At 52.4% G+C, this 14467-nt stretch carries 11 protein-coding genes and 1 pseudogene; 6 read left to right on the top strand and 6 right to left on the bottom strand.

Going from position 1 to position 14467, the window contains the following annotated elements; genetic code table 11:
- Positions 1 to 172 precede the first annotated feature (172 nt).
- Both F3J38_RS04630 and F3J38_RS04625 read left to right on the top strand, forming a co-directional pair.
- Positions 173 to 1564: a GntP family permease gene (locus F3J38_RS04630; RefSeq protein ID WP_167135498.1), complete on the top strand. Its 1392-nt coding sequence runs from the start codon at positions 173 to 175 to the stop codon at positions 1562 to 1564.
- 14 nt (positions 1565 to 1578) lie between these two features.
- Positions 1579 to 2349, top strand: a complete 771-nt coding sequence (locus F3J38_RS04625; RefSeq protein WP_167135496.1) for a 3-hydroxybutyrate dehydrogenase — start codon at positions 1579 to 1581, stop codon at positions 2347 to 2349.
- A gap of 7 nt (positions 2350 to 2356) precedes the next feature.
- On the opposite strand, the gene F3J38_RS04620 is transcribed toward F3J38_RS04625, so the two are convergent.
- From F3J38_RS04620 to F3J38_RS04600, 5 genes are all read right to left on the bottom strand, one after another.
- Positions 2357 to 2740 carry a hypothetical protein gene (locus F3J38_RS04620; protein ID WP_167135493.1) on the bottom strand — a complete coding sequence of 128 codons (384 nt, stop codon included), beginning with the start codon at positions 2738 to 2740 and terminating at the stop codon, positions 2357 to 2359.
- Between the two features lie 18 nt (positions 2741 to 2758).
- A complete protein-coding gene (locus tag F3J38_RS04615) occupies positions 2759 to 3679 on the bottom strand; it encodes an HlyD family secretion protein (protein ID WP_167135491.1) in 921 nt (306 codons plus the stop codon).
- Positions 3672 to 3866, bottom strand: a complete 195-nt coding sequence (locus tag F3J38_RS04610; protein WP_167135489.1) for a DUF1656 domain-containing protein — start codon at positions 3864 to 3866, stop codon at positions 3672 to 3674. Before F3J38_RS04610 ends, F3J38_RS04615 begins: the two co-directional genes overlap by 8 nt.
- Complete coding sequence (locus F3J38_RS04605) at positions 3856 to 5742, bottom strand: FUSC family protein (protein ID WP_167135487.1); 1887 nt, start codon at positions 5740 to 5742, stop codon at positions 3856 to 3858. Before F3J38_RS04605 ends, F3J38_RS04610 begins: the two co-directional genes overlap by 11 nt.
- 113 nt (positions 5743 to 5855) lie before the next feature.
- Positions 5856 to 6761: a LysR family transcriptional regulator gene (locus F3J38_RS04600; protein WP_167135485.1), complete on the bottom strand. Its 906-nt coding sequence runs from the start codon at positions 6759 to 6761 to the stop codon at positions 5856 to 5858.
- Between the two features lie 147 nt (positions 6762 to 6908).
- Here F3J38_RS04600 and F3J38_RS04590 point away from each other — a divergent pair.
- From F3J38_RS04590 to F3J38_RS04575, 4 genes and pseudogenes are all read left to right on the top strand, one after another.
- Positions 6909 to 9080, top strand: a pseudogene (locus F3J38_RS04590) (TonB-dependent siderophore receptor).
- Positions 9081 to 9328: 248 nt separating this feature from the next.
- A complete protein-coding gene (locus tag F3J38_RS04585) occupies positions 9329 to 10783 on the top strand; it encodes an APC family permease (RefSeq protein WP_167135481.1) in 1455 nt (484 codons plus the stop codon).
- A 113-nt stretch (positions 10784 to 10896) separates the two neighbouring features.
- The gene (locus F3J38_RS04580) at positions 10897 to 12222 is read left to right on the top strand and encodes an APC family permease (protein WP_167135479.1); all 1326 of its coding nucleotides are present in this window, start codon (positions 10897 to 10899) and stop codon (positions 12220 to 12222) included.
- Positions 12223 to 12284: 62 nt separating this feature from the next.
- Positions 12285 to 13721 carry an NAD(P)/FAD-dependent oxidoreductase gene (locus F3J38_RS04575; RefSeq protein ID WP_167135477.1) on the top strand — a complete coding sequence of 479 codons (1437 nt, stop codon included), beginning with the start codon at positions 12285 to 12287 and terminating at the stop codon, positions 13719 to 13721.
- Between the two features lie 31 nt (positions 13722 to 13752).
- Here F3J38_RS04575 and F3J38_RS04570 read toward each other — a convergent pair whose 3' ends face one another.
- The gene (locus F3J38_RS04570) at positions 13753 to 14457 is read right to left on the bottom strand and encodes a PDC sensor domain-containing protein (RefSeq protein ID WP_167135475.1); all 705 of its coding nucleotides are present in this window, start codon (positions 14455 to 14457) and stop codon (positions 13753 to 13755) included.
- Positions 14458 to 14467: the final 10 nt, after the last annotated feature.

Genomic DNA, 14467 nt, shown 5'->3' with positions numbered 1-14467 from the left:
ATAAATTCGAGGCGTTGCATGGTAACAGTCTCATTCCAGGGCATAGTGAGTCTCCTCTGCTATGCCATTTATAACTGTTACCCATGTGCCCGGTCTAAAGTGTTACCCATGTGCCCGGTTTGTACCTTTATGCGTACCTGGCTAAGTATTCACAAAATAATAAGGAAGCAACATGAGTGTCGTTATTGCCCTCGCTGCGCTTGGGTTGCTGATGTTGGCCGCATATCGCGGCTATAGCGTAATCCTGTTTGCCCCGATCGCCGCGCTGTTAGCGGTTTTACTCACCGAACCGGCAGCGGTTGCGCCCGTGTTCAGTGGTCTGTTTATGGAGAAGATGGTGGGCTTCGTGAAGCTCTACTTCCCGGTATTCCTGCTCGGGGCCATCTTTGGAAAGTTGATTGAACTCTCAGGATTCTCCCGTTCCATCGTTACGGCGGCGATTGCATTACTGGGCCGTCGCCACGCCATTCCCGTGATTGTGCTGGTATGTGCATTGCTGACCTATGGCGGGGTCTCGCTGTTTGTGGTGGCGTTTGCGGTCTATCCCTTTGCTGCCGAACTGTTCCGCCAAAGCAACATTCCCAAGCGTTTGATCCCCGCTACAATCGCATTGGGCGCATTCTCCTTCACCATGGATGCGCTCCCCGGTACGCCGCAGATTCAAAACATTATTCCCGGCAGTTTCTTCGGCACTAACGCCTGGGCGGCGCCATGGTTGGGGTTGATCGGTTCACTGTTCATCATTGTGGTTGGCCTAGCCTGGCTGGATCGTCAACGCCGTAAGGCGCAAGCCAACAACGAGCAGTACGGTACCAACCTGAAGAATGAGCCGGAAACCGCTGAGAATGTGCAACTGCCACATCCGGCGATTGCCATTCTGCCGCTAATTTTGGTTGGGGTACTCAATCTCTGTTTCACCTATTGGATACCTGCCTGGTACGGTGCGCACAGCAGTGTCACGCTGCCTGGCAATCCCACGCCAATTGTGACTGATATCGTCAAAAGCACCGCGATTTGGGCTGTGCAGGCCGCATTACTGAGCGGCATTCTGGTGGTATTGATCTTCGGCTGGCGCAATATTCGTGGACGACTGGCGGAAGGGAGTCGCACCGCGGTGGCGGGTGCATTACTGGCGGCTATGAACACCGCATCTGAATATGGATTTGGCGCAGTGATCGCGGCGCTACCGGGCTTTGTTGTGCTGTCTGGCGTGTTGCAGGCTATCCCTAATCCGCTGCTGAATGAAGCAATTAGCATCACAGTGTTGGCTGGGATCACCGGTTCGGCTTCGGGTGGCATGAGTATCGCGCTGGCAGCGATGGCTGAACACTTTATCGAGGCGGCGCAGGCAACGGGCATTCCGATGGAAGTGCTACATCGCGTAGCGGCCATGGCCAGTGGGGGGATGGACACGCTGCCACACAACGGCGCTGTCATTACGCTGCTAGCGATCACCGGTTTAAGTCACAAAGAGGCGTATGGCGGCATCTTCGCCATTACCATTATTAAAAGTCTGGCGGTGCTGTTTGTGATTGGGGTGTTTTACCTCACCGGCATTGTCTAAAGGAGGATGACGCAATGCAATTAACAGGAAAAGTGGCCTTGGTCACCGGTTCAACCAGCGGCATTGGTTTAGGTATTGCGCAGCAGTTGGCGCAACAAGGCGCAACGGTGATTCTTAACGGCTTTGGTGACGTCGAGCAGGCTAAAGCGCTGATAGCGGCCACCGGCGCGGAGGGGGATTACCACGCAGCGGATATGTCGGACCCCCAACAGATTGCCACGATGATTGCCTGGATTGAGGAGAAATACGGCGCGCTGGATATTCTGGTGAATAATGCCGGGATTCAATACACCGCCCCGGTTGAGCAGTTCCCCGTTGAAAGATGGGACGCCATTATCGCCATCAATCTGTCGTCGGTATTTCATACCAGTCGTGCCGCGTTGCCGGGCATGCAAGCACGCGGCTGGGGACGCATCATTAATATCGCTTCGGTACATGGTCTGGTGGCATCGAAAGAGAAATCAGCCTATGTGGCGGCAAAACATGGCGTGGTGGGGCTAACTAAAGTGATCGCCTTGGAAAACGCGCAATCTCCGATTACCTGTAATGCAATCTGTCCCGGTTGGGTACTGACGCCGCTGGTGCAGCAGCAAATCGATAAACGCATTGCTGCGGGTGAAGACCCGGAAGCCGCGCGGCTGGCCCTGTTATCAGAGAAACAGCCCGCGCAAGCCTTTGTTACCCCAGAACAGTTGGGCGCACTGGTGCTGTTCCTGTGTAGTGAGGGCGGAGCACAGGTGCGCGGTGCTGCCTGGAATATGGATGGTGGATGGCTAGCGCAGTAATAAAAGTTTAGGCTAGCCAACGTTCGACCCATGCCAGTGCATAGGGTTCTGAGCTGACTAACTGGTGTGAAATGCCGAATAGCTTGCGCATTTTCGCCAGTTGCTCACAGCGCTGGGGATCACTTTCGATGCTGATCATCCCCCGGCAGATTTGACTGAGTGTTTTACGATGTTCAATCAGCCAGCGGCTGCGCAATTCTCTATCTGCATCGCTCTCTTCAGCACGCATATGGTCATAGACCATCACAAAGGGTGCCCCCTGTTCCAACAGGTGAGTCATCTCCTCGATCCATTGTTGCGCATAGCCTGCACTAACAGCCTGTTGGTTGAGTGTCACCATCGGGAAACGGCTCACGTTGAGCACGGTAAAGGCAGTGGAAGTCGGTTGCATAACATCTCCTTGATATGATTAAAGCCAGCGGGTGAGCAGCGTAGTGAGGCGACCTTGTGGTGTGCGGTTGCCTATGACCGCGATGCTGCAACTCATGCCTGCGGTAAGTAATTGATTGTCAGGTAGTGCATCGAATTCAATACGCACCGGGATGCGTTGGGCCAGGCGAATCCAGCTGAAAGTGGCTTCCACACTGGGCAACCCTTGCGTATCTGATATTTGATTGCTGTCACTGATGCCACGACCAAAGCTGGCGATATGGCCTGCAAGCAAGGTCTCTTGTCCCATCAGACGGATATGCACGCCATCGCCAATCTGCATGCGTTGCAATTTGGTCTCTTCGAAATAGCCGGTCACCCAGAAGCTGTGTGCATCCACCAACGCAATATCCGGTGTGCCAGCCACGGCATAATCACCGGGCTGTAAGCGCAAATGGGTGACGTATCCATCTACCGGCGCACGAATGGCGGTACGTTGCAGATTCAGGCGCGCCAGGGACAGCGCTGCCAGCGCCTGCTGCTGTTGTGCTTCCGCCACGAGTGCGGCCTCCCGCGCACGTTGCCTGTCCTCGGCCGCCATCAGTGCCCCCATTTTTTGGCGATGCTTTTCCTCCTCGCGCTTTTGCAATAGCGTTGCTGTGGCTTCGTTGAGCTGCGCTTGAGCAGTACTAACGGCGAGTTCGAAGCGAGCAGGATCAATGTTGTAAAGCAGCGTACCTTTTGCCACGTATTGGTTATCAGCCACTGCAAGCTGGCTAACCGTACCGGAGACTTCCGGTGCGATGCGAATGACTTGGGCACTGACGCGACCATCACGGGTCCAGGGGGCCAGCACATATGCCCGCCATAATGTGACGGCCATAAGCAAGGCAATGCCCACTATCAGCAGGGTGAACACCGCTTTGAGAGAAGATATCCAGGTAAGAGCATAATTAGACATAAAGAATCAGTACCGCCAAAAGAATGAATGAGAGTGAAAATTCAACCAACGCCGGGTGCCAGGCCCGACGCAAAATGCCGCAGCGCAACAGACATAGACGCAGCCCAATAAACAATGGGTAGGTGACGCACAGGTAGATAAAGAACGGCGGCAGGTAGATGCCAGCAATGGAGACTTCACTGAGCATGGGTTTCTCCTGCCGCCATGATCTGCAGTAGTCGAGCGATTTCCATTAAGTGTTCGAATAAAGTGACGTTGTCACCCATATTTGTTATGGATCGCGCCGTTCGAGCCACATATTTTGCCGCTAATGAAGGTTGCTGAGCACGACGCGCGATGCGCTGCTGCAAAAGGGTGATGAGGGTTTGCTGCTGGGAAGTGCGGATCAAATGCGGCAATGCTAACCATTCACGTCCCAGGTTGAGCGTCAACAGCCCCTGTTGCATCGCCTGTTGCTGTTGTTCAGGCTGTGCGCGCAGTAATCCTGCCAGCTGTGCCAGACGATGTTGTTGATGCTGCTGCCAACGCGTGGCGGAAACCTTTTTCCCTTTCAGCAGGGAGACCATGCTATAGCGAATTTGTCTTTGTAACCGCACTGCATGTCGTTCAGGCCGGCGGGGCATAAGTTGGAAAGCCAGTAACGTGGCTGCCGTACCTAGCAACCACGCCAGGGACCAGTTAAGGAATTGCGCCGCATCGTAGACCATGGGATTTGAGGCGGCCGTCAACGTGTTGAATCCAACCAAATAGGCCAGTCCGCTCAGCATATGTTGCGGCATGCTGGTGGCATAAATTCCAGGCAACCAGAAAAGGCTCAGCACGATTAACAGCAAGGGCAGGCCGCTGATCAGCGGCAGTAACATAAACGCGCAAATAAAGGCCAGCGGAAGGGCAAACAGGGTTCCGAGCAAAAATTTTCGTGCGCCCGCTGCCGATTGGGGGGCTGTCGAAAGCAGGGCAAAATAGGGTGCAATAATCAGAAGCATGATGTCACCGTCTGACCAACCACTGCCTATCCACAGTGCCGACGCTGCCAGCAAGGTTATTGCGGCACGCAGGCCATTACGCCAGGCTCCACGCCAGTCGCGATGAAAAGCAACAGGCGTTACGGATTGACGAACCGTAGCACGATCCAGGTTGCCGAGGAGAGTGAGTACGCGCAGCAGGTTATCGACCGGCAGGATCTCATTCGGCGGTAATGTCTCTGCCTTGAGTGCGGTGTACAACAGCGCTTGAGCAGCAGAAACAGTGCTGCGGCCCATTTGGAGTAAGCTGTTGACCTGCTGCCAGAGAGCATGCTGCGTTGAGGTCTGTAGTGTGGCGTTCACCACTAGCAAATCCATTACCTGGCGAATAATGGGCGTTTGTTGTGCTAGCTGCGGGGATTCTTGACGCGCTGCGGCCAGTAAATCATCTACGCCATAGAGCTCAGCCAGCAACTGGCGCTGCAGGGTTGCGCGGTCATGCTCTGCCTGAATGCGCGTCGTTTGCTGTGTCAGATGCCATAACTGCGCTGCGACCTTCACACTTAAACTGCGGCGACTAAACAGGGCGCTAACCACGCCCAGTGAGATAACCACCACTGCCACGGTGGCAGCACGCCCGACCGCATGCTCAAATGCTAACTCAGGGTGTTGCATCGCACCCAATGTTGCCAGCCCAATGGTGTAACCGGCGACAGCCGCGCCAGAAGCACGGAAATGACGCAATACGCTCATGGCCATTACGCACGTCCCTAACCAGAGACTGTCTGCGATGGCAAACAACCAGGGTTGCTGGGTGAACGCCGCCATTAACGTTAGCGCAGCCACCATCCCCACCAACGTACCAATCAGTCGCCATTTCCCCTTGCCTAATACCGCACCCTGAACGGGATTCAGCACTAGCAGCACAGTGGAAGCCGCCGAGTAAGGCATGTCTAATTCCAGCCAATAGGCGGTCACCAGTGCGAGATTAGCCGCCAGCACTGCCCGTAGGACATAAGTGGTACGCGGTGAAGTGATATCGCAGTATTTAATGCAGGTCAGAAATGTTTTAGCCGGGAAAGACAGCGCTCCGTTCATCGGCTTCCTTAAGTCAGTGAGAATGATGACTCAATGTAGAGAAGCGTCACGGTGCATAAAAGTGAGCTTTTTCGAATTGACCCGTGCGCTAAACGCACGGATGGGAACGGCCGTTATTCATCCTCGCTGCAAAGCTGCCTGATGGTTTGGCGTAGCCAGCGGTGTGCCGCATCTTGCTGAAAGCGTGGGTGCCAGGCCTGAGTCAGGGGGACGGTTTCGAGCGGGATAGGCAACTCAAACAGCCGCACACGTAGTCCTGCGGCCAGTGCGCTGCGCGCAAGATGTTCGGGCATCGGCAGCAGCAAATCCGAATCCAGTAGCGCGAAAATAGCGCTGTAAGGGGTGGCAACAATCAGCGACACCTGACGTTGCAGGCCCGATTCGCCTAAAACACGGTCTATGGGACCACTGTCTTTACCACGTCTTGAAATGCTGATGTGTCCCCAATGGGTTAATTTCTCAGGTGTGATGTCCTGAGCGAAAATGGGATGATCTTCCCGCGCCATCCCCACAAACCGGGTGGTAAACAGCGGCTGTACACGAATCTCTGGCCCTAGCTGGCGAGCAGCACTGATGAGAAGATCAATACGACCACTGCGTAGCATCTCAACATCGACATCGTCCTCTTCCGGTGCAAAGTGAAGCGTTGCACGCGGCATGGCTTTTGTCATCTCATCGAGAAGACGCCCCGAATAAAGCCCGACAAAAGTGTCATTGGTGCGAACATTAAAACGACGCGTCACTTCCTGTAATTGCACATGTTCAGCCGGTGTGAGGACTTGTGTCGCTTGTTCTACAGCGCTGCGCACCTGGTCACGTAAAGCCAGTGCGCGTGGCGTCGGCACTAATTTGCGGCCAGCCTGGACAAACACTGGATCACCTAAAGTCTCTCTAATCCTTCCCAATGTGCGGCTCATCGCCGGTGCACTGAGATTCATCCGCCGTGCTGCTGCAGCGACGCTGCCCTCTTCGAGCAGAATATCCAATGCCAGCAGCAGATTCAGGTCAGGGTATTTCATGGCAGCCTCCGGGCGGGAAAACGGCATCCTAGCGCGATCGCGTTAGCGTTAACAATCATCATTGATACGTGCGTTTAACGCATTCATAAAGTGATTGTCACGGCATTTACCGGTCACAACAGACAAATGAAAATGATTCTCGTTTGAATGCAGAATTTATCACACTATTCGCTACCAATCGGGAAGAAAATGAGACAAAACTGGGACTTATCACGTCATGTGCCACTCGCTACAATACTGCTTGTTTCGTCAACCCTGGCAAGGGCTGAGGAACAAACACTGACGGTAGAGGGGACTCCCTCGCTGGGTGACACCACTGAACAGACCGCTTCTTACACCACGGGTGAGACCCGTGCGGCAACGGGACTTACGCTTTCTCCGCAAGAGACGCCGCAGTCCGTTTCGGTGCTCACCCGGCAAAGGATGGATGACCAGCAATTAACCAGTGTGCAATCGGCACTGGAAGCCACAACTGGCATCACCTCGCGGACCCTCGACAGTTAACGCGTCGATTTTTATTCGCGCGGCTTCAGTATCGATAGCTTTCAGTTTGACGGTGTACCCACCAGTTTTGTTGATGGCGCGAGTTTTCTCGATACCGCGTTTTATGACCGTATCGAGGTGGTGCGGGGTGCAACCGGGCTATTAACCGGGGCTGGCAATCCTGGCGCTTCAGTGAATTTAGTGCGCAAGCGACCCAGCGAGGTCTTTCAGGCACATACCGCATTGAGTGCAGGTTCCTGGGATAACTACCGCGCCATGGCCGATGTTTCTGCTCCGCTAACGGAGGACGGGCGTGTGCGGGCGCGTGTCGTTGGCAGCTATCAGGATCGACACAGCTGGCTGGATCGTTATCAACAGAAGAAGCAGGCGCTGTATGCGGTAATAGATGCGGATTTGAGTGACGATACGACGCTCAGTGTTGGCTATGATGCACAAATCATTCAGCCCAAAGGCACCACCTGGGGCGGCGTGCCGCGCTGGTACAGTGACGGTTCAGAAACGCACTGGTCACGTTCCGTTAATTCGGCGGCTGACTGGAGCCATTGGAACAATACCCTGCGTACGGCCTTTGCCAGCCTGGAACATAATTTTGATAACGGCTGGAATCTCAAAACGCACTTAAGTCAGCAACGTACAGAGTCTGATGCAAAGCTATTTTCCTCTCTCGGTTATCCTGACCGCAACAGCGGCGAAGGGCTGATTCCCATCGCGTTAGCCAGCCGTGCTTCGTCGCGGCAGAACAGTCTCGATGTGCAGACCAGCGGACCCTTTAGCCTACTTGGACGGGAACATGAAATGGTGATGGGACTGATGGTATCGAAACGCGTCAGTGATGAGTACAGCAGTGGTTTTGTGTATCCGACTAGCCCGTTAGGGAGCATTTATCAGTGGAACGGCGACTATCCGCAGCCGGATTTCAGCCTCGCCAACTGGACCAAAACACACACTGAAATCACTCAGCGCGGATTGTACAGCGCACTGCGCTTGTCATTGGATGACCCGCTTAAGCTGATTGTCGGATCACGCGTCAGCCAGTATAAAATCAACCAGAATGACGGCAGCACAGATTTCAATTATGAAAAGAAATCCGCGCTTTCACCCTACGCCGGACTGATTTTCGCGCTGAATCCCACGTATTCGCTCTACACCAGCTACACCACGATTTTCAATCCGCAGACTTATCGTGACCGTGATAACCAAGTTCTGAAACCTACCCGTGGTAATAATCGCGAAGCAGGGATAAAAGGGCGCTATTTTGACGGGCGATTCAATGCGTCATTAGCCTTATTTGATACCCATCTCAATAATGTTGCCACGTTGGATAACGGCTATTTGTTGCCAGATGGCAGTCAGGCTTATAAGGCGACTAGTGGCACGGTTTCAAAAGGTATCGAAGTCGATCTACAGGGCGAGTTGTCGCCGGGTTGGAATCTGTCCTTGGGGGTGGCGAACTTTGCTGCCGACGACAACGACGGTTCGCGTTTAAATCCACAGTTACCCCGCACCACCGCAAGGTTGTTCACGACATGGCAACTTCCTGGCCGTTTTGATGCCCTGACGATAGGGGCGGGCGCTAATTGGCAGAGTAGTAGCTGGTTGGCCGCCACCAGCCCTTCGGGCAGCACACGTGCGACACAGAAGTCTTATACCGTGGCTTCGTTGATGGCGCGCTATGCCTTAACATCACAAGCGGATATCACCGTGAACATCAACAATCTCTTTGATCAGCGCTACACGGTGATGAATGGTTTCTATAACCAAGTATTGTATGGGGAACCGCGTAACGTGGTGCTGACGGTGGATTATCGTTTTTAGTTCATGTTCAACTGTTTTTGCTCTACAGCTTGGGCCCTGCATTAAGAGAAAAGAGAGATTTTTACCTGAAAGTCTCTCTTTTTTTGCCTCCTGTCTTTTCATAAGAAACACCTATACCCAGAAAACCAGCTGAATAACATGATGTTATATGCAATTTAACAAAACTGTGACATCGCACAATATACATATAACATATTATGTTTTATAAATACTGACATAACATTACAGTCAAGGTTCTGGAGGCGTTGATGAGTACTATCCCGTCAGGAAATACCCGCAGTACAGCCGAGCATGAAGAGCGAAAATTCAAACGGTCGATCGGTTTGATGTCTAACTTCTCGCTGGGTTTTACCTATTTATCCCCCCTCACCGCTGTGTATTCCCTGTTTGCCTTAGCGATGACCTTGGCCGGTCCGCCCTCTATCTGGTGGATCTTGATTGCTGCGGGCGGGCAGTTGCTGGTGGCGATGGTGTTTGGTGAAGTCGCGTCGCAATACCCTATTACCGGCGGGTTATATCCGTGGTCGCGCATCCTGTGGGGTAAAAAATATGCCTGGATTGCCGCATGGGTGTATCTCTGGGCGCTGGTGGTGACCATCACATCTATTGCCGAATACAGCTCAACCTTTGTCGCTTCATTGCTCGGCTATGAACAAACCGCCATTAATCTGCTGATGACGTCGGTGGTACTGCTGTTAATGATGATGGCTATCAACCTGTCTGGTACTAAAAATCTGGCGCGTGTGGCGCGTATTGGTTTCTGGTGCGAAATCGTTAGCGTTATCGCACTCGGTATCTATTTATTGCTGTTCCATCGCATGCAGCCGATTAGCGTGATCTTTGATTCAATGGGCGTGAGTGCCAGCGGTGGCTATACGGGTGCCTTTATGTCGGCATCGCTGCTGGGGCTGTTTATGTTCTTTGGCTTTGAAGCCTGTGGCAACGTGGCGGAGGAAGTGCAAAACCCGAGCCGTAAAATCCCGGTCGCCATGATTTTAAGTATCGTATTCGGTGCGATTTCGGCAGTGATTTCTGTGTTGGGCTATCTGCTGTCCTATCCTAATCTGCACGATATTGTGTCAGGCAAAATTCAGAACCCCATTCCCGAGATTCTGAATAATGCGCTGGGGCCGATGGGTGAGAAGATCTTCATCGTGGTGGCGGTGATTGCGATGCTCTCGTGCATTCTGTCGCTGCAAGCGGCACTGAGCAGGCTTTTGTTTTCTTTCTCACGTGACAAAATGCTGCCGGGTAGTCGCTGGATGGCGAAGATCTCCAAGCATGATGTGCCGGATAATGCCATGATTGTCAGCTGCGCTTTGCCACTGTTGATTTGCATCTGGGTTTATTACCAGCCTGATAACCTGGCGCGTATCACTGCTTTCGCGGTAGTGGGTATCTATATCTCCTTCCAGATGGTGGTGCTGGCCGCATTACGTAAGCGTCTGCAAGGCTGGAAACCGCAAGGCGAATGGAGTATTGGCCGTTGGGGTATATGGGTGAATATTCTGGCGCTGATTTATGGTCTGAGCGGCATCTATTTACTGGTGCAGCCAGGAGAAGGTAGCTTTGTTGATAAATGGATTGTGTTGATCGGTCTGTTTATTGTGGTGGGATCGGGTGCGCTGTATATGTTTATCGCCAGACCTTTCAGCCAGAAGAGCAACGAGCAGCATTATGATTTGAGTACCGCCAAAGAATAATCCTAGTGGGTGAGGGTAACCTCACCCCCCTTTCGACCTTAATCAAAACTTTAATTCATCGCCGGTGCCATGCGAAGAGAGCGGCGTGTCTGACATATTGAATGGGAATTGCTATGAGCCTGAATTCAAGAAAAAAGACAAATCTTTCCATCTGGCAAGTGATTATTATCGGTATCGCCTACATGACGCCGATGACGGTATTTGATACTTTCGGTATCGTCTCTAAATTAACCGAAGGCCGTGTGCCCTTAGCTTATTTATTAGCGCTGGCAGCGGTGTTATTTACTGCACTCAGTTATGGACGCATGGTGAAATTACACCCGTACGCGGGTTCAGCTTATACTTATGCTAAGAATGTGTGCGGCAATCATATTGGCTTCATGGTGGGGTGGTCATCACTGTTAGACTATATTTTCCTGCCGATGATTAACACACTGCTGGCTGGCATCTACTTGCAAACGCTGTTGCCCGAAATTCCACCGTGGATTTCGATTCTCGCCTTCACCACCCTGATCACCTATATCAACTGCTGCAACATTAAAATTCTGGCCAATGTGAATTTCCTGTTTGTCGGCATGCCGGTGATTCTAATGGGGGTGTTTGTCTATCTGGTGGTCAAGGATCTTGATACGGCCTATGGCAGTGGACGTGTGCTCACGGTGACGCCTCTGTTTAATGGCAATGCCAGCATCCTGCCGCTAATCAGCGGTGCGGCGGTGTTGTGCTTCTCTTTTCTTGGCTTTGATGCCGTCACCACACTCTCTGATGAAACTGACAAACCTGAAAGTGTCATTCCCAAAGCGGTGTTTTATACCGCACTGAGTGGGGGGGCCATTTTCTTCCTCGCCGCTTGGTTTATTCAACTTTATTATCCCGATAACGCCATGTTTAAAAACCCGATGGAGGCGATGCCGGAAATCGTTTTATATGTCGGCGGTCGTTTCTTCCAAACGCTATTTCTGATTGGGATCTTGCTGAATACTGTCGCCTCAGCCTTGGCATCTCATGCCAGCGCGGCACGGTTGCTGCATATCATGGGGAAAAACAATTCGGTTACCGCACCTGTTTTGGGTTATATCCATCCTAAAACGCGCAATCCGCTTTATTGTGTCTTGCTCACCGGCTTTATTTCGCTCAGCTCAATATTTTTTAATTTAGATACCGCTGTTTCTCTCATCAGTTTCGGTGCGCTGGTGGCTTTTAGTGCGGTCAATCTTTCCGTCATAGTGAAGTTTGTTTTTGTCGATAAACAAATCACGACCTTCAGTGATCTGTTTAAAAATCTGCTGCTGCCGCTGTGTGGCCTGGCGTGTGTGGCAATGATGTGGGTCAATCTCGATCATGATGCCTTTATGCTGGGATCGATTTGGGCGGTGATAGGCATTAGCTGGATTATTTACTGCAGTGTAACCCAGCGTGAAGTGATGATTTCCGAGTAAAGCCAACAATAAAACTCACAGTGAATCTTCCTGTGGTGCGATTAACGAACCGAGACTAATAGATGAACAGACAACCTGATTTAATTAAGCCGGTATTAATGCGCGATGCAAAATTTACGCGACCGAGTCACACCGCCATTGATGGTGACTGGAACTGGGTCAGACAATGTGACGAAACCGAGAATATCGATCCGGGAAATCCGGCCAATTACTACGAGTCGACGCTTGCACCCTGGACAACGTTTCCACCATTGGACGGTGAAAAAGTGTGTGAATTCGTAGTCATTGGCGGCGGGTTGCTGGGGGCTTCCACGGCACTCCATTTGGCAGAATCCGGTCTTGAAACGGTATTACTGGAGAAAAACGCTATCGGTTCGGGTGCATCAGGGCGTAACGGTGGGCAACTTACGCCGGGATTGGCACGCTGGGAAGCTGAGTCGATGCTGGATAATCTCAGCCTGGATGAAGCCAAACGCTTGTGGCATTTCACTTCAACCGAAGCCATGTCGCTGATTGATGATATCGCTAGCCGCTACCACCTCGACTTGGAGCGCCAACGCGGACACATCACCGCCGCGATTCATCCCGGCCACATGAATGCCCTGGTGCAGGCCGCGGATGCCCGTCACTTCCTCGGTGACGATAACGTCACGGTGTTAGGCGGCTACGAGCTGCATGAGCATATTAAATCGGACGCGTATTACGGCGGCGTGCTTGACGATCTCGGCGGGCAGATTCATTCGCTGGCACTTAATCGCGGCCTGATTTACGGCTTTGTGATGAATGGCGGTCAGGTCCATGAACAGAGTGAAGTGATGCGGATTGAGGAGGTGGGAAACGTGACGCGCGTTCACACCGCAGCGGGCGTGATTACCGCCACCAAGGGCGTGGTGATCGCGGTACATGACGCGACCCATACTCTGCTCAACGAAAACAACGCGACCACTATCCCGTTCTATACCTATGTGGGGGTGACCTCGCCAGTGGCCGATGGCACCAAAGCTCTGCTGCCGACGGGGAAACCGGTGTATGACACCCAATTGCAGATCGACTATTACCGTCCAGTGCGTAACGAGCGCCTGCTATTTGGTGGACAAGGTACGGGCATGCGCTGGGATGACACGCGCACCGTGGATTACCTCACCTCACGCTTACGCGCCGTATTTCCCGAACATGACGCGCTTCAGCTGGATTTCGCCTGGAGCGGTACGACGGATTTGACGCTAAACGGTGCCACAGATTGTCGTAAAGGCGGCAAGAACGGCAAAATCTATTCGGTGCATGGCTGGAGTGGGCATGGTATTGCGCAGACGGTCCGTATTGGCAAAGCGATTCGTGATGATATCGTCAGCGCCAACAGTGATTTTTCGATGCTAACGGCAATAAAACATACGCCGTTGATGATTGGACGAAAACTGGCACCTGTGGCGATTCCGTTAGCGAAAACCTTGCTTGGTATCAGTGCCAAACTGGCACCAGGAAAAATGATTTCGTTTTAATGAAAAACCTGCCGCGACGTGCGGCAGGTTTTTACAAGAAATAGATTTTACAAAAGCCGTTTTGCGTCGTTTGAAAGGGTACGTCAATATTCACCAGTGACCCGGTGCGGTATTGCAGATGGCTGGAGAATATTACGCGATTATCACTGTTAGTCATGATCACTTTACTGCTTAATTGCTTAACAATAGGCAGCAACGCTTCCTCAATGCGGCTCACTAATATATCCACTGCCGCGACCCCCACCATATTTCCTGCAATCACTACGGGTGACGCTGCGGTAATGGTATAAGCCGAGGTGCAGACATAATCAACATAAGGACCGTGTAGATAAACATCTTCCGCGTCTGGCGTATTTTTAAACCACTCAAAGGTGCTGAAATCCAGTCGCTGCTGCGTGGCTTGATCAAGATCTAAGCAAGACTGTTGATTGCTCTTCGGGTTTTTAAACCACCACTCCAGAAACCAGTAAGGCTGAGCGAGATTCTCGGTGGCCAGATGGCTGGCAAATCCTGCACCTGAACAAAACTGGCTTTCCAGCAGGACTTTTTCAATCGACGGGTAGAGGCTTTTACGCAGGCTGCTTTCACGCTGTTTGTCAGCAGCGATGCCCGCCACGGGAAGCGTGGCGAGCTGGTGGTTGACGTGATTAGAGAGCGTTTTGGTTGAGAGGGTTACCGCAGCGAATAGCTCTTCTAACGTATTGACGATCCGCGCGTGGTGACTGACATCGCTCACTGTTCTCTCC

The organism is Candidatus Pantoea formicae (assembly GCF_011752625.1).
Taxonomy (GTDB): Bacteria; Pseudomonadota; Gammaproteobacteria; order Enterobacterales; family Enterobacteriaceae; genus Pantoea; species Pantoea formicae.
This window is presented reverse-complemented; position numbering and strand designations above follow the sequence as displayed.

What these genes read in the sequence shown, in the direction of transcription:
- F3J38_RS04630 (WP_167135498.1), top strand. Translation starts at nt 173, where the DNA reads ATGAGTGTCGTTATTGCCCTCGCTGCGCTTGGGTTGCTGATGTTGGCC.
- F3J38_RS04625 (WP_167135496.1), top strand. Translation starts at nt 1,579, where the DNA reads ATGCAATTAACAGGAAAAGTGGCCTTGGTCACCGGTTCAACCAGCGGC.
- F3J38_RS04620 (WP_167135493.1), bottom strand. Translation starts at nt 2,740, where the DNA reads ATGCAACCGACTTCCACTGCCTTTACCGTGCTCAACGTGAGCCGTTTC.
- F3J38_RS04615 (WP_167135491.1), bottom strand. Translation starts at nt 3,679, where the DNA reads ATGTCTAATTATGCTCTTACCTGGATATCTTCTCTCAAAGCGGTGTTC.
- F3J38_RS04610 (WP_167135489.1), bottom strand. Translation starts at nt 3,866, where the DNA reads ATGCTCAGTGAAGTCTCCATTGCTGGCATCTACCTGCCGCCGTTCTTT.
- F3J38_RS04605 (WP_167135487.1), bottom strand. Translation starts at nt 5,742, where the DNA reads ATGAACGGAGCGCTGTCTTTCCCGGCTAAAACATTTCTGACCTGCATT.
- F3J38_RS04600 (WP_167135485.1), bottom strand. Translation starts at nt 6,761, where the DNA reads ATGAAATACCCTGACCTGAATCTGCTGCTGGCATTGGATATTCTGCTC.
- F3J38_RS04585 (WP_167135481.1), top strand. Translation starts at nt 9,329, where the DNA reads ATGAGTACTATCCCGTCAGGAAATACCCGCAGTACAGCCGAGCATGAA.
- F3J38_RS04580 (WP_167135479.1), top strand. Translation starts at nt 10,897, where the DNA reads ATGAGCCTGAATTCAAGAAAAAAGACAAATCTTTCCATCTGGCAAGTG.
- F3J38_RS04575 (WP_167135477.1), top strand. Translation starts at nt 12,285, where the DNA reads ATGAACAGACAACCTGATTTAATTAAGCCGGTATTAATGCGCGATGCA.